Here is a 21,997-nt window from a genome sequence, read left to right on the forward strand (position 1 = left end):
TTGAACCATTATTGCAAAGACATGAATTTCTTAGAAGAAAAAATTAGTTTTTGTCATCTTCATCTGATTCGTCTTCAAGTTCCTTGTCAATTTTGGCTTGTTTTGATTTGAATTGTTTGTATTTCTTGTCCCATTTTGAGAGCACAAACCACTGACGAATGCCAATTCCCAACCAGACCAGGGAGATGACTGTGATTATTAGTTGTGGAGGCTTGAGCATAGGCTTTTTTTCTTTGAGTCTTTCTTTGAACTCCCTTTCCAGCTCTGCATTCTCTCCTTCCAGAGGCTCTTTTGGAGGCAACCCCATCTCAGCACGTAACTGTTCTTTCTCTAGTTGTCTTTCCTCATATGGAGGATCAAATACTTGGACTACAACTAGCATGGCCAAAGGAGGCAATATCAATACAGATAGAATCATCACCATGAACATCTTTTTTGTCGAGTTGAGCTGAGACATCATGCCATCAAGAATTTCAAAAATATTTTCATGATTGTCTTTTGAATCAGTCATTTTTTTCCTCCCTTGGAAATAGTTCCTCATATGGTTCTAAAACAGCTTTGAAGATGTCTCTTCCTTTTTGAGAAATCTTGTATTTGATTATTGTCTTGTTGCCCCAAGGTTCCTCATTTCTTTCAATCATTTCTTTTTTTACCATATCATCTAAAATTCCCTTATGTTTTACATTGTTCAGACCACAAATACTCATCAGTCTACTTTGATTCATTTCCCCAAACTCAAAAAGTTTCAATAACACATCCTTCCTAATGTAGATTCTGTCACGATATTCCCTTCCCATTCCTTATCACTATTCAAGTATTCCATGATAAATTTTCACATTTGATTCCATATTGTTTTGTTCCTAGGTTTTGAACGAAGTTTAGTTTTACAACAAGGGCAGAAATAATCTTCTGTGACAAAATAGCAATTACAAAGTCCACATCTTTTTTGGCCATGTATATATCGTAAATTATTAGGCATGGAGGATGTTTTAATCTGCTCACAAATTCCTTTGCACAGCTGTACCATACAAAAGATCTTTGATTTTTAGATTTAAGGATGAAGTAACATTGTTACGTCACTTTGGTTAGTAATTCCTTTTATTCAAAATGGGATTCATTGTTCAATGAACAGAAAAACAGCATGTCTGATTCCTGCATTTGCAGCAGTCTTTGCACTGATGTTCTCATTTGCATCCCCACTTGCAATGGCAGAGTACAGTGAAGGAATGTACGACAAAGGCATGGGACAGAAACACAAGAAAATGCACAAAGTTGTAGAAATTGAGGGATTTACAGGCTCAATTCAAGTAACTGAAGATGCAGACAAACAAACCCTCAAAGATCAAGTTTCAGTTTCTCTAAGTGAAGCTGCTTCTGGATTAGATGTTATGGGAGGTCACATTGGAGTTGCAGTAAACGAAAATGATGACAAATTTGTAGCATGGATTCTAAAATCAGTTGAAAAAGATTCAGAATCTACAGTTGCAACCATAACAATTCATGTAATTGATGCAGGAGACGCAACAAACACTGCTACAATTACCAAAGAAGTAGATTTTGCAGAGAAAAAAGCAAACAAGATTTCTGACAAAATTGATAGACTTGAAGACAGATTCTCTGAATCATCTGGAGATGCAGATGTCGATGCTGCAAGAGCAACATTTGTAGAAAAATTGCAAGAATTAAGACAAGCAATTGAAGATGGTGATTCTGAAAGAGTAACTGAGCTAAGAGAAGAACTCAAAGATCTTAGAAGTGAATTAGGAAATATCAAATCATTTAGAAAATAGGTTAAATCCTATCTTCTTTTCTTTTTTTATTGAATCTGTTAAGGCTTGAATTATTTTTGGGATTAAAATAAAAAAGAGAAGAGGAATTCCTAAAATCTTGGAACGACTCTGGATTTTGCAGTAACTGCTATTATACTGATAATTGCAACAGCTAGTATCATCATTGCAATTGTACCAAATTCTGGAACGACATTTGTGAATACCACTTCTTCACCAATTGGACCTGATAATTCATCAATACCATAACCTTGGAAAGTAATTGTGATATCTACAGGATCATCAGAATCAAGTGGTGCTGTCGTATGCATGCCTGCTCCTTTATGATGATGGGCTCCTTCGTCATGCAAAACTTCTTTGCCATTTTGGGTTACCATGATGTCATGATTCACATGTTCTGAGTCTTCAAAAACAACAGAAATTTCCATCATTTCACCTACGGTAGGAACAGATGTCCAAATTTTTACCATTGTTCCATCAGACAGCATTCCAGTTCCCGATGCATCTCCTTCCATGTGTACCATCTCGTCATCACCATGATCATCACCATGATCATCTTCAGAATCTTGAACAATCACTACTCCTTGAATCCAAGGATGTATCATTGAAAAGTAATGAAACTCTCCTGCTTCTTCAAATTTGTGTGAGAAGTTGGCTCCAGATGCAAGCATTCCAGAATCAAACTCTCCATCAGGACCATCACTTGGAGTTCCACTAGTAATGGTGGTATTTGATGTTCCATCATTTGTCCAAATAACTTCTCCTCCAACATTAACTGTTATTTGAGAAGATACTAGACACGCATCAGTATCTTCACATCCTGGAACATTTGAACCAGGTGCAATAGATACTTCTGCTGTTGGATGATCTGCAAATGCACTATGGCTTCCAGTACTAACAACCACTGCCATGATTGTCAGCAACATTATTTTTGATGTCATATGAGAAAGAGTGAAAAAAATTGTTAATTATTGATCTGGTTCATTTTTCAAATGTACCAATTTTATTTTTTAGTACAAGGTCAAACTTGGAATGAAAAGTAAGCTATAGTCTTCAACAAGTTTATTTTTTAATTTTTTTAGCTCTAAAAAATAATTTTTTGTTTTTAATTTATACTAGTACTATCTTCAAATGTATCAATTTTGTTTTAATCACTATGTGTATATCAAAATCAGTCTAACGTCCATGGGTGAGAAACTTGAATGAATAAGCAAGATAACTTGGTTTCTCACCCAATACTATTCTAAAATAATAGATTTGATTTGTAAATTTAGTTTTTACAATCTACCAGTACAAATCACAGATCTACCGATTTGATTAAAATAAATTTTAACTCATTAATCACATGTCTGAAAATCCAAACAATACAAATTCAAAAAAGAAATGGTGGTCATTTTTTGGTATCAAGAAGAAGAGAAGTAAATTTAATCAAGATTGATACTAAATACTTAAGAAAATATTGTCGCAATTTTAAAAAAACTAATTTAAAATCTGGGGGCGATTTGTCAGATCACATTGACACTCAACTGGGGTTAGGCATAATTTGTACATCAAATTAGGTTTCTACATATGAATTTCAGATAACACATGATCGGCAGGCATTATAGCTGTAGTTGCAAGCCGCTGAGCAGTGAAAAATTAAAAATATGAAAGTGTCATGTGTTTTGACAAGAGTTACTTTGTATGTAGCTTAATCCATCTACGCATCTTTTTTAGTTCAGTCACAGTTTCGGTAAAATCTATGATCTGTAAATCAGTAAAATTTCTTAATTTGTTAATTTCTTTTTGTTGTAAAAATATCGACGAAATATTTTCGTTTAAACCAACACTTGTTTTATGTGGAATTTTTTTCTTTGCTAGAGCATAAGGCAATACTATATGAAAAACAGAATTAAGATTTTTTTTGTATGTTGATGTCATTTTAGTTAATTTTTGATTTTTTACATTATCAAATTCTCCTTCCATAAAAAAAAGATTGTTTAATCCAGCGTTAGTAATTGTAATTTTTTGCATTCCACTCCAATGGATATTTCTAGGATTCATTAAAGAAGAAGAAGCATTCAATTCATTTAGGTTGCCTGCTACATAAAGCAAAATAGTAGAACAAATTAGATCTAGAAGATGTTTCCAAGCAATAAAGGGTGTCCCGCACGGATAGGTATACTTGGCATTAGGAGATGATTTTGTAGTAAATGAAATTGATTGAGTCGTTGGATTAAATGCAGAAGGGTAATTAGCAATAATGGTAAAATTCATACAAAGACCCCAATAAAGATCACATGTACCATTTACTGTTGTAACAATTTGATTTTGCTGAATTGATACTGAAATTGATGTACATTTTGGATGATATGTGGCAAGTCCACCATTCACATCAGGTAAGGCAAAGACTCCAGCCATTCTAATTACATTGTCACTTCCAAGAGTAAACGAATTACCAGTATGAAAAGCGCCAGGAAGACTTGGCATGACAATATTTTTTAAAAATAATTCTTGTGAGATAAAAAACCCTGCGTTGTTTTGTCCAGAAATTATACTGGGATCTACTATTCGTTTGTATGCACTAATGTCTCTATCATCAGTTACAGTTAGAATACAAAGATAACCTCGCGGAGGAGTGCTTTGCAATTCCAGATAAGCATAGTCTGCCTGTACTGGTGTGAGCCAACTACCTGTTCCAGGTTTGACTAAATTGATATTGGCAAAAACATATCCAATTGTTGCAGCTTGGTTGTTGATTGCTACTGCCATTAATGGTGGCAATACTCTTTTTACAGCTTGGGTTAGTTTGTTTTTTGGATCAATAGTTGAAACAGGCGTTACAAGGGGAGTTGTAGTAGTAGAAGTGACACTTGAAATTTTTTTCACATTAAATGACAAATCATGTTGGATTGGATTAGTTTTTGATGGGAGTAGTTGTAATGAAATCTCAAAGACAAAAGATACACCTGACAGGTCTACGTTGTCTGCAACTCCAGGAAGATTAAAAGTTCCTTTTGTTACTTGTGTTTCCAAATGTAAGAGAGTACTTGCCCCACCAGTAACTATACTCCATGCACCAAATGTTCCAGATAGTTTTAGATCCGAAGAGGGAAGGTCAAAAGTGGTATTGGTAAATGAAGAGGCAAGTTGTTGATTTGTCTTGTTAATTGACACTGCATATACAGTATCCCATCCATGAAGATAATTCATGCATTAATGCCGGGATCCCCGCCAAGCTGAAATGCACCGTTCAAAAGTACATGTGTCAAGGTAAAATCAGAGCCTGCAGCATCCCATGTTATAGGATCTGTTGCATTACTTACTACAAGATCAATTCCGGGAGTATTTGCTCCAAGTGGATCTGCAACAATTGTGGCAATCATTGATGCTACTGCAGAACCAACTCCAAGAAGAATGCCGACAATGATAGCAGCAACTACCATTTTTGTAATTTCTCCTGCAATTTTTTTCAAAATGGCAGCTCCTATCTCGGCACATGCGCTAAGAACCATTGCGGTAATTTCAATTGCTTTAACCCAATCAGCCTTTTTCACATGATGTTTAGATGTTGAATTGATTAAATTATATGTCAGCGTTTGTGAGCCATCAGGCTTTGTTCCCAAGACTATTTCTTGCCAAGTTTCAGATTCAGTTATTGCCCAGATTCCCGGTGAAACCAAAGTTTCTGCGACAGCTCTAATATGAATGGCAGAACCCTGAATATCAAGTGTTAGATCTCCAGGTTTTATTTTTGGATGATATGTAGAACCGTTAGATACGACAGGTTTCATAGTAATCTCATTTACGTTTGTAATCTGTGTGTTTAGTGCTGCCATGGTAAAATCACTGTCCGTTGTTCCATCAAATCCAAATTTCATCCCAGGTAAAACAAGCTGCTCAAGAAATAATGTTTGTGAGATATTAAATCCAGCCTTTGCACCAGAGGGAATAGAGCCTGGGCCGAGCTCATAGGATAAGCCAGACGCTGAATGGTTTAAAACTTGATTCAAGACACCAAAATATCCAATACCAGCTGATTCAAAATACGCATAACCAACATCAGTGGGTTTTAACCATTGAAAACTTGCCTTATCTGCTCTTTCACCAAGATTAACAGATGCAAAAACATGAGTAAACTTATCTAAATTGTCATTAAACCATTGGGCCATAGTTCCTTGAATCAAAGCTCTATCTACGGCGCTCGGAGCGGTTCCAGAAAATCGTAATTCAGTAACTGAAACAACAGGATCAGTTGTAGAATCAGATGTCAGTTTGACCTTTAGGTTATTCAATGTGCCACTGCTTGTAGTACTAGATGGTTGTGGAAGAAAGTTTAGTTTAACTTCAATAATACAGGTCATATTTGAAATTGGAACTACAGTATTTTGTTTATTAAAAGTAGCACTCGGAACTTCTACTGACATGTGAAGATCTTGGCCTGCACCGCCACTTGTAATCTGCCAAGGTCCAAAGGTACCATTGGAAATAGAAAAACCAGGGCCCAAAGTTGCAGAGAAAGGATTCATGGTATCCCACACATGATATTTTGTAAGCACACGATTAGCATCATTTGCTTTAATTACATATGTGGTATCCCAGCCCAGAGTATCGGTCGTTGTTTGAGCCAGAAGATTTGTTACAAGTTTTTCATCTCCTTTGTCCATCAAGTCACGATACTCTAAAATTAAATCTAATTTTCCGTAATCTGGTGAGTTAGTAGATTCATTTTCACTCATGTTCATATCAAGACAACATATGATAAAGACTATGTTACGATGATCGTAACTAAAAAAAACATAACAAAGAATAACACAATATAACTAAAACAGCATTTTAGATTATTTTTAGTATAATAATTACACTACAACATTTAGAAGAAATTTGCGATCAATGAATTTGCAATAATTATCAACGTGTTAAAATTCTACAAATATGTATTTTCATAAGAGGTTTAATTCTTTCACAATAAAACAGAACAATCAAGAAAAGGGTAAAGTAGAATGAATCTTAGCAAGTGTTTTTTTATCATCAATAGTCGAAGATGGTAAATTAGCACTTTTTTCCAAATCATCAATTTGTTTTATTATTGAATCAGCACGGGTTAGTAGCTGTATTAAGATAATAGAATCATGATCAGTTTTACATTCAATGCCAGTACCATAATGCCCTAAAGTTGGTCGAATATTAGATATTTCTGACATAATTTGAGATAGACTGTTTTTTAATTTAACATCATTTTGATCCATTAAAGTTTTAATTTGACCACTCATGAAAAAATAATCATTTAATCCCGCATCAGTTATTGTAATATTTCCTATACCTGACCAATGAACATCTATTGGATGCATATTAACAATATTAAACTTGCAAATATCAACAGCCAATGATAATTTAATCCAACTAAGAATTGATTTAACTACAGTATCTACTGTACCTTGCATTATAGCTTTTCCTGTAGCGTCACCAGGATATTCTACAGTATTACTAGTTTTGGGAGTTGAATTAATGGAAAATGATATTGTTTGTGCGTTAGGATCAAATACAGTTTTGTATTCTAAGTCAATTTCAATCATTGCTTTAATCCCTCCGTCATTAAAAATTTCTCCATACATGAAACAATAAACAGAAAGGTGATCAGTACGAGTATTTGCTTTAGTTGTAATTGACACAGCTAAACATTTTGGGTGATATGTTGTAGGTATCAAAAGAACAGGAATAGTCACATCGGGTAAAGAAAATTCACAGTTATCTAATTGGATTGTATCTCCTACTAGTTGAAACTTGGCAGAGGAAGCCTTGAAATCAGCAGGAAGCTGTGGCATGATGACATTTTTCAAAAACAATTCTTGTGAGATAAAAAACCCTGCGTTGTTTTGTCCAGAAATTATACTTGGATCTACTATTCTTTTGTATGCACTAATGTCTCGATTGTCAGTTACAGCTAGAATACAAAGATAACCTTGCTGAGGAGTGCTTTGTAATTCCAAATAAGCATAGTCTGCCTGTACTGGTGTGAGCCAACTACCTGTTCCAGGTTTGACTAAATTGATATTGGCAAAAACATATCCAACTGATGCTGCTTGATTGTTTATTGCTACTGCCATTAAAGGTACTAATGAACGCTTGATACTCTCACTCAGTTTGTTTTGCGGATCAATGGTAAGAACAGGTGTTACAAGTGGAGTTGTAGTAGTAGAAGTGACACTTGAAATTGTTTGTGCATTAAATGACAAATCATGTTGAGTCGGATTAGTTTTTGATGGGAGCAATTGTAATGAAATCTCAAAGACAAAAGATACACCTGACAGGTCTACGTTGTCTGCAACTCCAGGAAGATTAAAAGTTCCTTTTGTTACTTGTGTTTCTAAATGTAAAAGAGTGCTTGCCCCACCAGTAACAATACTCCATGCACCAAATGTGCCAGATAGTTTTAGATCCGAAGAGGGAAGGTCAAAAGTAGTATTGGTCAATGCTTTAGATAGTGCTTCATTTGTTTCATTAATTGATACCGCATATACTGTGTCCCACCCATTAAGATGATTCATAATAGTTTCTCATAGAAGTTAGAGAAAGAATATAACATTTCTACACTATTTCACAAATTGGAACATTTTGAAGACCAATAACAAAGTTTAGTGAGGCAACTTCATCATTTGTATCTATTACACCATTGAAATTACTTGACGTAGCAAGGCCTTCCACATCAGATGCAAAACTAGTAGGAACTACAAAGTCAACATACGATGAAGTTATACTGTGTATCCTATACCAAAGAAAAATTTCTACATTATCAACTACACCGTCTGTATTAATGTCACAAGTTGCATAACGAACAGTTAGAGGACCTGGTGGACCGACTGGACCTGGTGGGCCTGCGGGGCCGGTTAATCCTTGTGGGCCTGTTAATCCGATTGGACCTATGCCACCTTGCGGACCTGTAGCTCCTGGCAATCCATCATTTCCTGGTGGACCGACTGGACCTGGTGGGCCTGCGGGGCCGGTTAATCCTTGTGGGCCTGTTAATCCGATTGGACCTATGTCACCTTGCGGACCTGTAGCTCCTGGCAATCCATCATTTCCTGGTGGACCCTGCGGACCTGCGGGGCCGGTTAATCCTTGTGGGCCTGTTAATCCGATTGGACCTACGTCACCTTGCGGACCTGTAGCTCCTGGCAATCCATCATTTCCTGGTGGACCCTGTGGACCTGTAGCTCCTGGCAATCCATCATTTCCTGGTGGACCCTGTGGACCTGCGGGGCCGGTTTCACCACCTGGTCCTGATGGACCTGGAGGTCCTGGTGGCCCTTGAGCTCCACCAGGATTATTTAACGAAATAAGTAATGTCCATTCATTTTTTCCAGTTTTCTCATACAGATCTAAATCTTCACTTGCCCTGTCAATGTAGAGCATTCCTTTTTTTCCTAACTTGTCAGGTGGCGGACCTTGTCCAGAAACAACATTTCGTTTCTTTGTTTTTTGGTTCTCCCAATTTTCATCATCATTATTATCATTTGAATCTGCAAATACATCTGCCGGTTGTATTACAGATACTGCCGCAGATGTAAAGAGAGAAAACATTGCGACAAATAAAATAAATTTATTGAAACTTCCCATGCCCTTTGGATTATGTAATGAAGTTCATAATTAAATATGATCATTTTCAATTGATTTGAGTGTAATTTTATTTAATTACAAAATAAACTGGAATTATTACATCAATTATATTCAAAACTTGAAAATATCATATCACGCATAAACTCGTATTCATCAATTAGCAGTGGATCTGTCTCAAGTCTATCACGAAATTCATTTGGATAAATTACATAATAAGCAAAATTTTCAGCAAAGTTTTCAGCGTCATTAACAGTAGAGTATAAACTAATGTATCCATTAGGAGTTTGGGATTCTGATGAATTTGTCATTCCGCGAAAGATAAAATTTCTGTCATCTAGCGAACTTTCAAAGAGATTATGTTCATCATCATACATTCCTTGAATTCCATGATAATCAACAATGTGTCCAAGTTCATGAATTACAGTGTGCGAATTGAAATTTTGTTCCAAAATTATTCCGCGATTTAATCCTTCTAAAATTCCATATTCCGGAAAAGATCCTAGTACAGCATAACTTCTGCCATGTTCTGTACTAAGATAGATGGTCTTTCCATCCATGACCTGCATTACATCTTCGGGAATCAAGTATAATGCATCAGCTACAATTAGCACATTTGGAATTTCTTTCCAGTTTACAAAGTCTGTTTTTGGATTAAATCCGTCATAGTACAAATCATATGAATTTTTGTTCACACCAACTAATGCAATATTATTTTCATCAGCCCAATTCTCAAATTCTATTATCTCATTAGCCTCATAAGAATTAGCAGAGCTTGGAACAGGTAGTAAAACAATTACAAACAAACTAAGAAGTATAATTTTATGCAACAGTTAGTGTTTTGCAATTTTTGTTAATACCCAATGTGTAGAATAGCTACGCAAATGTCAAATATTATTTGAGTAAAAATTGATAGCTGGTAAGATAGCAAGTCTATAAAAAACAGCATCTAAATTCAACTAAGACTGAAAATCAATGAATGACAAACTCATTCAACTGAGATTACTTATTAACAAAGAGTAAGATAAGAACATATGCATAATAAAATAGTGTTAATATTCTCAATTCTGATAATCTCAGTAATACCACAAGTTTTTGCTCAAAATTCAACAACCCCTGGTCTGCCTGGAAATCTTGAATTTCATGCAAACCCATCAGATTGGATTATTGTAGGAATAGGCGTACTTGGAGGGTTAACTTCAGCCGGTTTGGGCATAGCAAAAAATTTGATGAAAACAAAAGAAAATGAAGAAATACTCAACAGTATTGTACATCCAGATGCAAAGACACAATCAGACATGCAAAAAGGTGTCAAATCAGTTTTGCCAACATCAGTAAAATTTGATCCAGGTAAATTTGCAAGAACTCTTTTAATTGCAACAATTACATCCATATTATTAGCTGCTGGATCTGCATCTTTATTTACGGAATTAACTCCAATTACACTGGTAATGATTTATGCAGCATCGATAGGAATGAGCAGCATATCCAAGCCAGGAAACAGATAAAAAAATTCTTTTCATATCTGACTTTAGTCACATAGATTGATTAATGATTTCTTTGTTTTACAATGTAGTTTTGATCCAAGTATGGATTCACAATATGAAAATCTCACATGCGCAAATTTGTGATCAGAAAAGGAGATGAAGAGATAAGTTCTGAAGAAAGAATTTCTGTTTTGTGTATATTGGCTAAGAATACTTTAGAAAATATTGTCGCAGATGTTTACTTTAATTCCCTAATGGAGAATTTCTGATTGGTTAAAATCTCTAAGTACAAAGGAGTTTATTGATAATCAATAGAAATAGAACGCCCCCGATTTGTGGTTAGAATCCGACGGTTTGTCGTAATGCTTAAGATTTCAAGATGAATATTCTTCCTGATGAATGATACTAAAAAGGCAATCAAATTACTTGAAAAATTTAATGAAAATGCAAAAAAATACAATGCGATATATCCTAAAGAAATCAAAAAAGCGGAAAATTACTTCAAAAAAGGAATCAGAGCAGAGGCATATGTCGGCTTGGCACAGGTTTTAGAATATCAATTACACAAGTTCTGGATCAGATATCTGATAAACTCTGAGAAAAAGCACCAAATTCCAAGAAAATCCTTAGGACTACCCACATATGCAGAGATTCTTTGGAATGTGGGGTTTCTTAGCACTGTTGAGAAAAAAGACCTATTGGCATTTCAAAGTGGACGGAACAAAATTGTTCATTTTACATCGGAACATGTTCGCATCAATGAACATCCCTCAGACAAACTGATTGAAAAACAATTCAAAAAGGGAGTTAAAGTAGCAACAGAATTTTCAAGATATTTTAAAATGCCAGAGATTCACATTGATCCTAAGATTTTTGAGAAATAGTTACTCTACAGGTGTTAAAATTAATCGATTATCTTCAAATTTATTGACTTCGAAACCTTTTGGATGCATTCCCATCATCGGGTATTGTTGAGAAATTATCCAAGGTACAACAAAGCCATACGTTCCACTTCTCACAGTAATGGAATTATCTAGTGATACAATACCGTTAGTACGTTCTAACGGAATTATCTCTTGATTTGCCAAAACCATCTCATTATATTCATTTAGCCACACCGCAACAACAGACTTTTTACCAAAACGATTCTTCATCTCTTTGCCTTCTGCATGCATGCCAATAAAATCAACATATTCTTTTGGAAGTGATATTTCACGTCCATCGCATCGTGCAGTTAATTTTCTATAATTTGATTTCATTAATCACTTTAAGCACAAACTAATTAAAAAGTGTCACATACAATGACACAAATAATTATTTTTTTTGTATTCTTTATACATGTCTAAAATAATCGGACTAAGAATTGTTGAGCCACCTATGATCCCTGCAACTAACAAACTTTCCATGTTGTAGTTACTACAACAAACTATAAAAAAATTATTGCAAAAAATTTTTTTCTAATTTGGCTAAAGATTGGTTAATTTTCTCCACAATAATTACTGTGCTTTATCTTATCTTAATCATAATTCAAATGTTCACTAATTTTTTATTTTTTATTTTTTTGAATTTTTTATTGTATTCTCATGGCGAATTTTCATTTCAGTTCAAATCTCGACATTTACCTTGATCGAAATAGAATGCTTTACTCACTTGTTTTTGTGACCTGAAAAATTTCAAAGCAATTTTGAACTTAGTAAGAATAGTTATATAGTATGCTTAGCATACTAGAATACCATGACAATAGTAAAGAAAACCGTTGCAATACACCCAATTTTTGATGTGTATGTGCGTAAAACTTGGTCTATGTTGATTGATCAGGGTTTTGATGCTACATATTCAACAGCTCTGAACTACATGCTTTTGGGACAGATTCTGTCATTAATTGAGCAACCTTACTCCAAGAAAATCCACAATGATCTTCAATCCTTCCTAAGTGACTCTGCTTCTGTTGAAGAACTAAACATTGAAGATTATGCAGAGAATCTGGATTCCTTAATTGAATCCAGAAAGAAAAACCAAGACATGAAATGATTTTATCTGCATTTGAATTGTTTGCATTGTTTTATGAAATCAACTGTTGATAAATTTACAAATTTTATTTGTCTATTTACCAAAGCATTACGATAATTATTTTTTAATTTTGAAGAAACAGAATTATTCACAACAAAATATGTTTCAAGTTCTGGATTCATATTTGATGACAGCTTGAATAACTCTTGTGCATATGCATCAGTTTGGGCCATTGAAAATCCTATGAATATGATTTTGTCTGCATTATACAATTCTTCATTTGCCCTTGCCCACAATTCTTGAATCATTCCTCCTAATTTTTGATCTTGATAATCTTTGTAAAGAGTTGGTGGAATTAGTATTGGTTTTAGAGTTGATTTTTTACAATAATGACATTTGATTTTTTCTGATAATGCTTCCAAACCACTATAATCTTCTGTGGGATATGAATGACCACAATTATTACAATAAACCCAGTTAGCTGAACCATGCAACTTTAAAATTAATCTATCATTTTTTTGTGGATCAGATATTCCATAGTCAATTTGAATTTTTAAATCAAGTAAGACTTTTTCTAATATCAGATCATAATTGAAACTAATGATGACATCTTCCGGTTGTAACATTTCTTTTACAAATTTTTGATATTCTTTTGGAATTTTCTTTTTTGTAGATTCTTTTAAAGTTTTGAGTATGTACCACTGCAAATCATTATAGATTTTTTCTGCATCATAATTTCCCGCATCTGACTCAGTCATTGATTCCATGAAAAGGTATTTTGCTGCAGACACATGATTAAAGATACTTTCAATATTTGATTCACAATATCCTTCTTGGATTCTATAATTCCAATAACTTTGAAGTGACTCTAGCTTTCTTTTTTCGTCCGAATTTAGGGTCTTTTTTATGCGTGAAATTGAGTTTTTTGAGATAAATTCTGATACTGTGGGACATCCTGCATCTCTTGAGAATCCTGCACCTAGAACGTAGACTGTTTTATTCATATGATGTATTCATAATATATGAATTATAGATAAATCGATCTATAATTTCCTTACAGCTAAATTTTTCAATAAGAAATAATTGACATCAATATTGCAGTATCGTCATAAGAAAACAAAAATTGTTGATAAAACTTTTTCATTGACTGGATTCTTCCAAAAAGATCCTGTTGCAATGTGGAGATTGGAAATTTTACATGCTGGTAAAATCGATCATAAATTGGTAGGCAATTTCAAAGTTTTACAAGAAAATAATTCTAAACACACAATAAAATGCCATTTGGTTACGGATATTCAATTAGTAGAATTTGCAGAATCTTATCGAGAAAATCATCCATCATTATTTAGTGATGGTTCAGGAACCTTAGGCAACCCTCCTAACTTCATTTATTCCTCTGGAAGTGCAATATCTGAAGGTACTTTTGAAGTATCAATGGAGCATGGAAATGTTTTGTATGCTATTTTAGATAATAGATTTTCAAAACTTGCTGGTAAAAAAATTCAATTAGTTATTTGGGAAGAATGGGATGAACAAATTCAATCTTTAGATGTTGTAACTACAATTCCTACAAATGATAACTCTTTGTTAGAAGATGTCAAACGCTTCATCTCTGCTTCTCAAAATGAATTAAAAATAATTACACCTCATATTGACATGTTTTTGATACAAGACATTCTTGCAAGATCAAATGATACAGTAAAAATTCAAATCATCACTAGAGAAAGAAATAGTTTTTCAAAATCTGGTAAAGAAGCATTTGACTATATTCGTAAAATGCTTGGTAAAGATCATAGAACAAATGATTATGTTCATTCTAGAGTGATTATTAGAGATAATTTAGAAGCTCTTGTTTCCTCAGCTGATCTTAATCAAGACAGCATGATTGGTCAATATAATGCAGGAATTTTACTGTCTAATCCCGATGTGCTTCAAAAATTGGTAAATTTTTTCAATCAAGTGTGGATTGATTCAAAAACTTAGCTTTAGCACTTATCTGGAGGAAATTCCTGTGAAAAGTCATTAACAAATTTTTTTGCTTTTTCTAACATCTGTTCGCAGGTGTCGATGGTGCCAATTGGCGTATTAAAGTGCCCAAAAATCATTCCCTGTGCTTCGTTAACATAATTTTCTCTTAGAAAGCTTAGATTTCGAGATTTATCTGTAAGTTCTTCTCCCTCAAAATGTTGTATGGTCATCATTGATTCCTTACCTTTTCTATGTGTTCTTGAATTTCTCTTCTTTTTCATTAAACCTGCAATTGTATAGATGGGAGTTTTTATTCTAATATTTTTTACAACTTCTGAAAGTTCTTCAATTGATTTTGTTCCAACATATCTCTTTTGTTGTTTTACGATAACTTGTTGTTGTAGAAAACTTTGTTCAAAAATTTCTTCTAAATACATACTTCCTCCTTCAAAGTTATTTTCTGATAGAATATTTTGTATGAATTTTAAATCAAATCCAAATTTTTGTCTCTGTAAAATCACTGGAGATAATATTAATTGGTGATAGTCTAAATCCCATCTTAAAATATCTTGAATTACATTGTAAAGTGCAATATAACAATCATGAAATCCATATTCAAGGTTATTCCAATCTTTTTGATTCAAAAGAAAAACAATATACTCATCAAAACGCATAGGTGACATCAATAATTCTAATATTTTCTTATGATTTTGATGTCCAAAAAATTCAATCATCTGCTTATCATATTCGCTAATAAATTCTAAAGATCTATTGTCACCATTTGTTTTTTCTCTAAATGTTTCTATACTAAGATTATCTATTATTGAAATTTTTAATCCAAATGCTCTTTGATAATCTTCTAAAATCACATCAAAAATACTTACCCATGAATGAAGAAATGCATGAAAGTTATAATCAAATTCATCATCGTCTCCATACCTTTCTAATTCTTTGATTTTGTTTAGAAAATATTCTGCTTCTTTGATAGTATGTTGTGTTTCTGTTAACTCTCTTTTCATACATGTTTAATCAGAATTATGGCAATAACTTTTCTGGTGGGATTATCGAAAATAATATGTGAATCATAACCCCAATTGAAACTAACATGTAGATTCCTGTAACTAATGCAAATTTGTAATCTTTATTCCATTTTTCTTCATAATGAGTTCCATTGTATACTCCAATTGAGATCCAAAACGTAGATGCTAATAGAAATGCAAACATTCCCCAATAAAGTGAAATTTCAGAATGAATTACCGCTAAAAATGCTAACGGCGTAGGCACTAACAAAATCATAAACCATTCCCACAGATTTGCTTGTTGTTTATATTTTGGAATATCCTTTAGTTTTCTGAAAAAAATTCCTGCAGATGTTAAGAACAAAATTCCCATAAATTGTTGAATTGGATTATTGGGATCATAGTTTTCTTTAATGTAATTTGGACCATATTGAAGCCAAAATATTGCAATAACTACAAAAACAGTAATTGTGATAATTCCTAAAAAAATCCTTAGTGACTTCTTCATTTAACACATATTCTTGAATCCACAATATATTGAAATATATTTCTGAAACAAATTCATAATTTAATATTTAATAAGAACCTCATAAACGTGATCAGATTTATTATTTGGTAAATTAATCCAAAATATGGCTAGACATGTATTCTTAAGTTTTGTAGAGGAAGATCTTGATTTGGTAAATCTATTTCGAGGACAAGCAAAAAATGCAAATAATGATTTAGAGTTTGATGATTACTCTGTTAAGGAACCTTACAATAGTACTAATGCAGATTATATTAAACAACAAATTCGCAGTAAATTAGATAATGTATCTGTGACTGTTTGTTTGATTGGTCATTCTACTCACAAAAGTGACTGGGTCGATTGGGAAATTATTGCTAGTTCTGCAAAAGAAAAAGGACTTGTAGGTGTTCGATTGCATAGTTCTCAAAATGATATTTCCCCTCCATCTTTAATCCAACAAGGAGGTACTATAGTAAATTGGAAAATTGATGACGTAATTAACGCCATTGAAAAAGCAGCTGGTTAATAGAAATGTCTTTAACACCTTCATCAAAATACTGTGAGTTCTTTTAATGGCCAGACGTGTTTTTCTAAGTTTTGTAGAGGAAGATATTCAATTAGTAAATTTATTCAGAGGTCAAGCCAGGAATAGCAATAGTGATCTTGAATTTTATGATTTCTCCATTAAAGATCCTTACAACAGTGAAAATGAATCCTATATTCAACAACAAATTAGATACAAATTAGATTTGGTTTCAGTTACTGTTTGCTTGTTGGGATATAATACGTATAGAAGTCCTTGGGTTAATTGGGAGCTTAGAGCTAGTGCTCGAAAGGGAAAAGGACTTGTAGGTGTTCGATTGCATAGTAGCTCTTCGGATGGAATTCCTTCCGTATTACGAGAAAATAATGCGGAAATAGTTAATTGGGTTCATGATGATATTATTAAAGCAATCAGAAGAGCTGCAAGATGATGTGAAAAAATGGAAGATGAAAAATTTAATAAATTTGTGGAAGAGCGATATAAAAAAGAAATTTTATGGTATGATACAAATTCACAAAAAAACCAAAAAATTTATCGCTCCATGCAATGGACTCTTATTATTCTCTCTGCGCTAACTCCTGTTTTAATTGCAATTGATTTTGGATTAACTGAATATGGATATCTTAAATGGATATCCGTATTTACTGCTGTAATTGTTGCGGTATTTACAGGCGTACTTCGAACTTTCAAATATCATGAAAATTGGATAAATTATAGAAATATTTGTGAAACTCTGAAAAAAGAAATTCATTTGTATAATGGAGACGTTGGTGAGTATGCCTCGTCAAACGATAAAAAATCTTTATTTGTAGAACGTGTAGAGAGCTTGATTTCTCGAGAAAATAATTTGTGGTTGACAACTTTCAAAAAGGATAAGAAAGCTGATGTCTGATATTCTTGTAGATTCTCCAAAAAGATATGGGTTTCTCAGTTATTCATCAACAGATAAAGAATTTGCAGCAAGACTTGCATCTGATCTTAAAAAATACCATTTTCCAATGTTCTTTGCCCAATGGGAGATCAAAGTTGGTGATTCCATTGTTGAAAAAATTGATTCAGCATTAAGCGAAATGACTGATTTGATTATTATTCTTTCAAATAACTCAATAAATTCCGATTGGGTCAAAAAAGAACTTTCGTCTGGTTTGATGAAAAAACTAGATGGACATTCTGTGTCTATCTTACCTGTGTTAAAAGAAAAATGCAGTGTCCCTTCAATAATTTTAGATTTAAAATCAGCTAATTTCACTAATTCTTATGAAGATGGGTTGTTAGATTTAGTTGAAGGATTAAAATTAACAATTAAAAAAGGTGGAATTCCGATTAATGTCAAAGCATATGTTCGAGCTTTATTATTTCATGAGGATTCTATAAGAATTATTCAAGAAGCTGGCAAAAAAACTAAACTTTTGTGGTTAGAAGCAAGAGAAGAAGATGGTTCAATTGAACCAAGGGTTGTGGAGCCTTATAGTTTTAGAGCTAGAGGTAAAGGTGGTACTTTATTGTTTTTTGCATATGATATTGCTAAAAAGGCAATACGGGGGTTTAGAGTTGATAGAATCCAAAGTGTAACTGAACTTGAAGAAGATTTTAAACCTAGATGGCCAGTGGAATTTGAATAATTCCCTCATAGAGATTTTTCATTTGATGAAAATATCCAACAACAAAGAGTAATTGTGAATTTCCACACGTAATTTCACTGTTAGGCGTGTCAATTGTGTGAAAAAACAGTGAAAACCGTGAAAAAAGCGTGAATTTTGTTAGGTGTTCTATGCAAATTTCACTTTTTCACGTTTTTCACGAAAAACCCTAAGATAATGTGCGCATCGTGAAAACAGTGACAAAATATTTGTGAATTTACTAGAAAAAGCACATTACATAAATTGAAACAGTTACAATTCATCGCTTGTGCCTGCATTATGTTTTGATTGTAGTGTGTCATTCATGATGATAAAATTTAATGGTTTGAAACTATTTTTTAGGATCTTTTTTGGTTATGCTTAGTCTAAATTTTAAAAATTCAGGTTTTTGACTACAGGATTCACATAAATGCCAAGTGTCATTTTTTTGCAAAGAACCCGTATCAAATTCTATTTCATATATTTTTGGAGATGAGTCATTACATTCAAAATGTTTAGAGATCGTATATCGCCTCCACATGAAATGAACAACAATGAATATCACATGACCTAAGGAATGGTTGTAAGGAGATTATAGGGCATATGATATCCATTAACTACTAATGGACAAAAAAAGGGAATTTGTCGGGTACCCTACAAATTAAGATTTCAAACTAAAATTTCAGTATTATCAATGATATTTTTGCAAGCTAACTAAGATTTTCTAAAATAACATTGATTTCAGTGTCTACAAGATTACGTTTCTTCAGTAATTCATGATAATGTTTTGGAATAATTATGATCTTCTTGTCACCCATGTTTGAGACCTTGGTCACAAATTCAACGTCTTTCACGCACAAAATAATTTTTGAGTATACTAAATGTATATATGAATAAGTATACTAAAAGTATACTATAATAGAATGATCAGAAATGAATCAAAATACATACAAGAAAAAGATACTCGGTAGTGCTGTAACCACTATAATGATATTTTCAGTTTTCTTTGCTGGGATGAGTGAATTATCCCCTGAGGCACAGGGTCTTGAGAAAGTCTTTGACTACAAAATCATCTTTGCAACATCCTGGTCTTCATGCTCTGAAAGAAACCTGGATTCATTGAGTATGTATGATTCTGTCGTGCAGCAGTATCTTCACAAGTACAATGTTGGTTTTAATACCATGACACATGAATGTGTTAATAAAAAATTTGTGCAAAAAACAGTTGATGAGACCAGAGAAGGCTCATTGGTCATAGTAATTACAGATGCATACACAAGCTATCTATGGACAAAAGCAACAGAGACACATGGGAAGTATGTTGATGGAAAAACACACCATGTTATTGTATCAACCTCATCATCACTTTTATCAGAACCGGCAAAAAATATCTGGACATTATCACACGAATTGTCACATTTTGCATTGAAACAAAAGATTATGGCGATACATGACTCTCGTTATGATGAACTTACAGATAATTTTGCAAAAGAAGTGATAATTGATTGGGTTCATGATATTCAAAAGAAGAAAAACAGTTGTGAAAAAAACTATTCATCATTGAATTTTTGCAGCGAGTTATGGACTACCATAACAACACCGTCTGGAAATCTGCATCCGGTAATGACTGTCTATCCATATCTGGATGCACTTGAAGAGTTGCAAAATCCAAAAAAGAATATCAAACACGAAAGCAGTTTACATGTTGCAGTCAATGGATACAATGTTTACAATGCCAAAGAAGGTGAAACTGTATGTATCAAAATTGATTCACGATATGGCGATACACCACTAATCAAGAAAAATGTTGAACTTTACTATTGGACGATTGATTCAAACAATTATGTAAAATCAACTAACAGTAATCATCATACACTTGATGAATATGGTTTTCTCTCAATTTGTAGTTCTTGGAACTGGGATTCTGATGATACAGTGTATTTACACGCAAAATTTGATGGAGACAGACAATTCATGGCTTCACAAAGCAACTGGGTAAAAGTCTACTAGAACAAAATAAGATCACAATATCAAATCAAAAATACAGTAATGGGAGGATTCGGTAATTTTTAGCATATTTGTCAGTCTTGATTTTTGTTTTCTTGTCTTGCAATCCAATTTAGAATTTTAGCATTATCATCTTTGATTCTTTCAAGTTCAGATTTTTCTTCACGAAGCTTGTTGTTTTCAGCCTTTAATCTTAATTCTTGAGAGATAGTCAAGTTAGGAACAGCATTGATGTATTCCTCGATTAGTTCATCAATGTGAGATTTGAAATAATTTTTGTCAAGCTGAATTAATCCACCATGGCCCATCATTGTTTCTTTCATTATTAGTGAGGCTAAAACAGAGTTACTTGAAAGGGATTTTTTGTTTGCTTTGTTGAAGAACCTTCTAAATCCATTAAATGCAGGGACATTGTACCTGCGCATTCCAGTAGGCAAAGGAGAACGTATTCCAGATTCTTTTAGAATTCTTTCCAGTCTCTTGCGCAATCCCATTTCAGAGAGTTCTCTGACAAAGGGTCCGCTCTTTTTGAAGAACGGATCTTCTGGTTTTGGTTCATGTCTTATTTCTTGTATCCACTGTTGTCTGTATTCTTGAATTGCATTCCAACATTCAGGAGTGACAAAGGCAACATACTCAGAGCTAGAGTTTGCATAAATTCTAATCATAGCAGCAACAACTGGTGATTTTTGAGAAACAGATTCTGTTACATCCTGTTCTTCCCAAAGATATTTTCCCTCATGAAAATAAATTGGAATCAGATGTTTCCATTGAAATACAAATGCACCAGCTCTTATTCCAGATGATGCAGCAAGCAAAATAAGAACTCTATCCATTACCTTGCAATGATTTATCATCTTTCGAATTTCATCATAAGTATATTCACGTGTCTCATCTTTTCCTTCAATTTCAGGAAATGTCAAACGAATTCGCTTCCATGATAAGTTTACACGATTCATTTCTAGAAGTTTTTGAACAGGTACAAAGTAATTTTTTAATGAAACAGGACTGATATAGTTTGGATCAGTCTTTGGAAGGTTTGCACGTTCCTTGAACTTTTGTCCTAGTTTGATCATCACATCTTCTGCCCAGTCAGGATTTTCCTTTGCACGTTTGACAAACTCTGTGGCTCTTACCTCAAAGTCTGCATCTGAAAACTTGCGTTTTACTCCTTTTTTCTTGGATTTGGGCTCAGATTCCTGTCTTTTTACAAGTTCTGGGTCACCTTTGAGGATAGGACGCAGAAATTCACAAAGAACTTTTTTGAGTTTTCTTTCATAGTCATTCTTTGTGGCTTCTGCTCTGATTGATGAATAGAATAATTCAAGAGGATTGTTCTTTGTCTTTACAATTTCATCTGGATGTATTTCCACGCTCTAGTTTACAATTAAAGTACAGATAAAGGACATGGTTGTCTCAAAACCAAAGATACTTTATATTTGGTAAATTCGAATT

Annotated in this window: 24 protein-coding genes; 10 read left to right on the forward strand and 14 right to left on the reverse strand. The window is 33.5% G+C overall.

Annotated elements, in window-relative coordinates; genetic code table 11:
• Nucleotides 1–43 precede the first annotated feature (43 nt).
• Nucleotides 44–511: a hypothetical protein gene (locus Q0941_RS00190; protein ID WP_299290145.1), complete on the reverse strand. Its 468-nt coding sequence runs from the start codon at nucleotides 509–511 to the stop codon at nucleotides 44–46.
• The gene (locus tag Q0941_RS00195; protein ID WP_299290147.1) at nucleotides 504–797 is read right to left on the reverse strand and encodes a hypothetical protein; all 294 of its coding nucleotides are present in this window, start codon (nucleotides 795–797) and stop codon (nucleotides 504–506) included. The genes Q0941_RS00190 and Q0941_RS00195 overlap by 8 nt, the downstream gene beginning before the upstream one ends.
• A gap of 327 nt (nucleotides 798–1,124) precedes the next feature.
• Between Q0941_RS00195 and Q0941_RS00200 the strand changes: the two genes are divergently transcribed.
• Complete coding sequence (locus Q0941_RS00200; RefSeq protein WP_299290149.1) at nucleotides 1,125–1,790, forward strand: hypothetical protein; 666 nt, start codon at nucleotides 1,125–1,127, stop codon at nucleotides 1,788–1,790.
• A gap of 89 nt (nucleotides 1,791–1,879) precedes the next feature.
• On the opposite strand, the gene Q0941_RS00205 is transcribed toward Q0941_RS00200, so the two are convergent.
• The 6 genes from Q0941_RS00205 to Q0941_RS00230 all read right to left on the reverse strand — a co-directional run bounded on the left by Q0941_RS00205 (nucleotide 1,880) and on the right by Q0941_RS00230 (nucleotide 10,210).
• Nucleotides 1,880–2,728 (reverse strand): PEFG-CTERM sorting domain-containing protein, encoded by an 849-nt coding sequence (locus Q0941_RS00205; protein ID WP_299290151.1) that lies wholly within the window; start codon nucleotides 2,726–2,728, stop codon nucleotides 1,880–1,882.
• Nucleotides 2,729–3,461: 733 nt separating this feature from the next.
• A complete protein-coding gene (locus Q0941_RS00210; RefSeq protein ID WP_299290153.1) occupies nucleotides 3,462–4,979 on the reverse strand; it encodes a TULIP family P47-like protein in 1,518 nt (505 codons plus the stop codon).
• Complete coding sequence (locus Q0941_RS00215; protein WP_299290155.1) at nucleotides 4,976–6,505, reverse strand: TULIP family P47-like protein; 1,530 nt, start codon at nucleotides 6,503–6,505, stop codon at nucleotides 4,976–4,978. The genes Q0941_RS00210 and Q0941_RS00215 overlap by 4 nt, the downstream gene beginning before the upstream one ends.
• A gap of 243 nt (nucleotides 6,506–6,748) precedes the next feature.
• Nucleotides 6,749–8,314 carry a TULIP family P47-like protein gene (locus Q0941_RS00220; protein WP_299290157.1) on the reverse strand — a complete coding sequence of 522 codons (1,566 nt, stop codon included), beginning with the start codon at nucleotides 8,312–8,314 and terminating at the stop codon, nucleotides 6,749–6,751.
• A 40-nt stretch (nucleotides 8,315–8,354) separates the two neighbouring features.
• Nucleotides 8,355–9,383: a hypothetical protein gene (locus tag Q0941_RS00225; RefSeq protein WP_299290159.1), complete on the reverse strand. Its 1,029-nt coding sequence runs from the start codon at nucleotides 9,381–9,383 to the stop codon at nucleotides 8,355–8,357.
• Between the two features lie 101 nt (nucleotides 9,384–9,484).
• Nucleotides 9,485–10,210, reverse strand: coding sequence for a hypothetical protein (locus Q0941_RS00230; protein WP_299290161.1), 726 nt, complete (start codon nucleotides 10,208–10,210; stop codon nucleotides 9,485–9,487).
• Nucleotides 10,211–10,429: 219 nt separating this feature from the next.
• Between Q0941_RS00230 and Q0941_RS00235 the strand changes: the two genes are divergently transcribed.
• Nucleotides 10,430–10,888, forward strand: a complete 459-nt coding sequence (locus Q0941_RS00235) for a hypothetical protein (protein ID WP_299290163.1) — start codon at nucleotides 10,430–10,432, stop codon at nucleotides 10,886–10,888.
• A gap of 374 nt (nucleotides 10,889–11,262) precedes the next feature.
• A complete protein-coding gene (locus Q0941_RS00240) occupies nucleotides 11,263–11,751 on the forward strand; it encodes a hypothetical protein (protein ID WP_299290165.1) in 489 nt (162 codons plus the stop codon).
• Here Q0941_RS00240 and Q0941_RS00245 read toward each other — a convergent pair whose 3' ends face one another.
• Nucleotides 11,752–12,126, reverse strand: coding sequence for a hypothetical protein (locus Q0941_RS00245; RefSeq protein WP_299290167.1), 375 nt, complete (start codon nucleotides 12,124–12,126; stop codon nucleotides 11,752–11,754).
• Between the two features lie 475 nt (nucleotides 12,127–12,601).
• Here Q0941_RS00245 and Q0941_RS00250 point away from each other — a divergent pair, with 475 nt between their 5' ends.
• Nucleotides 12,602–12,898, forward strand: coding sequence for a hypothetical protein (locus Q0941_RS00250; RefSeq protein WP_299290169.1), 297 nt, complete (start codon nucleotides 12,602–12,604; stop codon nucleotides 12,896–12,898).
• Nucleotides 12,899–12,900: 2 nt separating this feature from the next.
• Here the strand turns inward: Q0941_RS00250 and Q0941_RS00255 are convergent, their stop codons facing one another.
• Nucleotides 12,901–13,881 (reverse strand): SIR2 family protein, encoded by a 981-nt coding sequence (locus Q0941_RS00255; RefSeq protein WP_299290171.1) that lies wholly within the window; start codon nucleotides 13,879–13,881, stop codon nucleotides 12,901–12,903.
• Between the two features lie 91 nt (nucleotides 13,882–13,972).
• Here Q0941_RS00255 and Q0941_RS00260 point away from each other — a divergent pair, with 91 nt between their 5' ends.
• A complete protein-coding gene (locus Q0941_RS00260) occupies nucleotides 13,973–14,860 on the forward strand; it encodes a phospholipase D-like domain-containing protein (RefSeq protein WP_299290173.1) in 888 nt (295 codons plus the stop codon).
• Between the two features lie 2 nt (nucleotides 14,861–14,862).
• On the opposite strand, the gene Q0941_RS00265 is transcribed toward Q0941_RS00260, so the two are convergent.
• Complete coding sequence (locus tag Q0941_RS00265) at nucleotides 14,863–15,864, reverse strand: hypothetical protein (protein ID WP_299290175.1); 1,002 nt, start codon at nucleotides 15,862–15,864, stop codon at nucleotides 14,863–14,865.
• A gap of 16 nt (nucleotides 15,865–15,880) precedes the next feature.
• Complete coding sequence (locus Q0941_RS00270; RefSeq protein ID WP_299290177.1) at nucleotides 15,881–16,372, reverse strand: hypothetical protein; 492 nt, start codon at nucleotides 16,370–16,372, stop codon at nucleotides 15,881–15,883.
• A 124-nt stretch (nucleotides 16,373–16,496) separates the two neighbouring features.
• Here Q0941_RS00270 and Q0941_RS00275 point away from each other — a divergent pair, with 124 nt between their 5' ends.
• From Q0941_RS00275 to Q0941_RS00290, 4 genes are read left to right on the forward strand one after another with little or no spacing between them, the layout of a single operon-like run.
• Complete coding sequence (locus tag Q0941_RS00275; protein WP_299290179.1) at nucleotides 16,497–16,898, forward strand: TIR domain-containing protein; 402 nt, start codon at nucleotides 16,497–16,499, stop codon at nucleotides 16,896–16,898.
• 46 nt (nucleotides 16,899–16,944) lie between these two features.
• Nucleotides 16,945–17,346, forward strand: coding sequence for a TIR domain-containing protein (locus Q0941_RS00280; protein WP_299290181.1), 402 nt, complete (start codon nucleotides 16,945–16,947; stop codon nucleotides 17,344–17,346).
• Between the two features lie 9 nt (nucleotides 17,347–17,355).
• Nucleotides 17,356–17,808 (forward strand): DUF4231 domain-containing protein, encoded by a 453-nt coding sequence (locus Q0941_RS00285; protein WP_299290183.1) that lies wholly within the window; start codon nucleotides 17,356–17,358, stop codon nucleotides 17,806–17,808.
• The gene (locus Q0941_RS00290; protein ID WP_299290185.1) at nucleotides 17,801–18,538 is read left to right on the forward strand and encodes a TIR domain-containing protein; all 738 of its coding nucleotides are present in this window, start codon (nucleotides 17,801–17,803) and stop codon (nucleotides 18,536–18,538) included. Before Q0941_RS00285 ends, Q0941_RS00290 begins: the two co-directional genes overlap by 8 nt.
• A 707-nt stretch (nucleotides 18,539–19,245) precedes the next feature.
• Here Q0941_RS00290 and Q0941_RS00295 read toward each other — a convergent pair.
• Nucleotides 19,246–19,389, reverse strand: coding sequence for a hypothetical protein (locus Q0941_RS00295; RefSeq protein ID WP_299290187.1), 144 nt, complete (start codon nucleotides 19,387–19,389; stop codon nucleotides 19,246–19,248).
• A 79-nt stretch (nucleotides 19,390–19,468) separates the two neighbouring features.
• On the opposite strand from Q0941_RS00295, the gene Q0941_RS00300 reads away from it, so the two are divergent.
• Nucleotides 19,469–20,545, forward strand: coding sequence for a hypothetical protein (locus Q0941_RS00300; protein WP_299290188.1), 1,077 nt, complete (start codon nucleotides 19,469–19,471; stop codon nucleotides 20,543–20,545).
• 71 nt (nucleotides 20,546–20,616) lie between these two features.
• On the opposite strand, the gene Q0941_RS00305 is transcribed toward Q0941_RS00300, so the two are convergent.
• Entirely contained in the window at nucleotides 20,617–21,915 is a 1,299-nt protein-coding gene (locus Q0941_RS00305; protein WP_299290190.1) for an integrase, read from the reverse strand.
• Between the last annotated feature and the right edge of the window lie 82 nt (nucleotides 21,916–21,997).

It is taken from the genome of Candidatus Nitrosopumilus sp., assembly GCF_028278985.1.
Classification (GTDB): domain Archaea; phylum Thermoproteota; class Nitrososphaeria; order Nitrososphaerales; family Nitrosopumilaceae; genus Nitrosopumilus.

What these genes read in the sequence shown, in the direction of transcription:
- Q0941_RS00280 (WP_299290181.1), top strand. Translation starts at nt 16,945, where the DNA reads ATGGCCAGACGTGTTTTTCTAAGTTTTGTAGAGGAAGATATTCAATTA.
- Q0941_RS00240 (WP_299290165.1), top strand. Translation starts at nt 11,263, where the DNA reads ATGAATGATACTAAAAAGGCAATCAAATTACTTGAAAAATTTAATGAA.
- Q0941_RS00215 (WP_299290155.1), bottom strand. Translation starts at nt 6,505, where the DNA reads ATGAGTGAAAATGAATCTACTAACTCACCAGATTACGGAAAATTAGAT.
- Q0941_RS00265 (WP_299290175.1), bottom strand. Translation starts at nt 15,864, where the DNA reads ATGAAAAGAGAGTTAACAGAAACACAACATACTATCAAAGAAGCAGAA.
- Q0941_RS00225 (WP_299290159.1), bottom strand. Translation starts at nt 9,383, where the DNA reads ATGGGAAGTTTCAATAAATTTATTTTATTTGTCGCAATGTTTTCTCTC.
- Q0941_RS00275 (WP_299290179.1), top strand. Translation starts at nt 16,497, where the DNA reads ATGGCTAGACATGTATTCTTAAGTTTTGTAGAGGAAGATCTTGATTTG.
- Q0941_RS00250 (WP_299290169.1), top strand. Translation starts at nt 12,602, where the DNA reads ATGACAATAGTAAAGAAAACCGTTGCAATACACCCAATTTTTGATGTG.
- Q0941_RS00255 (WP_299290171.1), bottom strand. Translation starts at nt 13,881, where the DNA reads ATGAATAAAACAGTCTACGTTCTAGGTGCAGGATTCTCAAGAGATGCA.
- Q0941_RS00300 (WP_299290188.1), top strand. Translation starts at nt 19,469, where the DNA reads ATGAATCAAAATACATACAAGAAAAAGATACTCGGTAGTGCTGTAACC.
- Q0941_RS00210 (WP_299290153.1), bottom strand. Translation starts at nt 4,979, where the DNA reads ATGAATTATCTTCATGGATGGGATACTGTATATGCAGTGTCAATTAAC.
- Q0941_RS00205 (WP_299290151.1), bottom strand. Translation starts at nt 2,728, where the DNA reads ATGACATCAAAAATAATGTTGCTGACAATCATGGCAGTGGTTGTTAGT.
- Q0941_RS00200 (WP_299290149.1), top strand. Translation starts at nt 1,125, where the DNA reads ATGAACAGAAAAACAGCATGTCTGATTCCTGCATTTGCAGCAGTCTTT.
- Q0941_RS00220 (WP_299290157.1), bottom strand. Translation starts at nt 8,314, where the DNA reads ATGAATCATCTTAATGGGTGGGACACAGTATATGCGGTATCAATTAAT.
- Q0941_RS00290 (WP_299290185.1), top strand. Translation starts at nt 17,801, where the DNA reads ATGTCTGATATTCTTGTAGATTCTCCAAAAAGATATGGGTTTCTCAGT.
- Q0941_RS00285 (WP_299290183.1), top strand. Translation starts at nt 17,356, where the DNA reads ATGGAAGATGAAAAATTTAATAAATTTGTGGAAGAGCGATATAAAAAA.
- Q0941_RS00190 (WP_299290145.1), bottom strand. Translation starts at nt 511, where the DNA reads ATGACTGATTCAAAAGACAATCATGAAAATATTTTTGAAATTCTTGAT.
- Q0941_RS00195 (WP_299290147.1), bottom strand. Translation starts at nt 797, where the DNA reads ATGGGAAGGGAATATCGTGACAGAATCTACATTAGGAAGGATGTGTTA.
- Q0941_RS00270 (WP_299290177.1), bottom strand. Translation starts at nt 16,372, where the DNA reads ATGAAGAAGTCACTAAGGATTTTTTTAGGAATTATCACAATTACTGTT.
- Q0941_RS00245 (WP_299290167.1), bottom strand. Translation starts at nt 12,126, where the DNA reads ATGAAATCAAATTATAGAAAATTAACTGCACGATGCGATGGACGTGAA.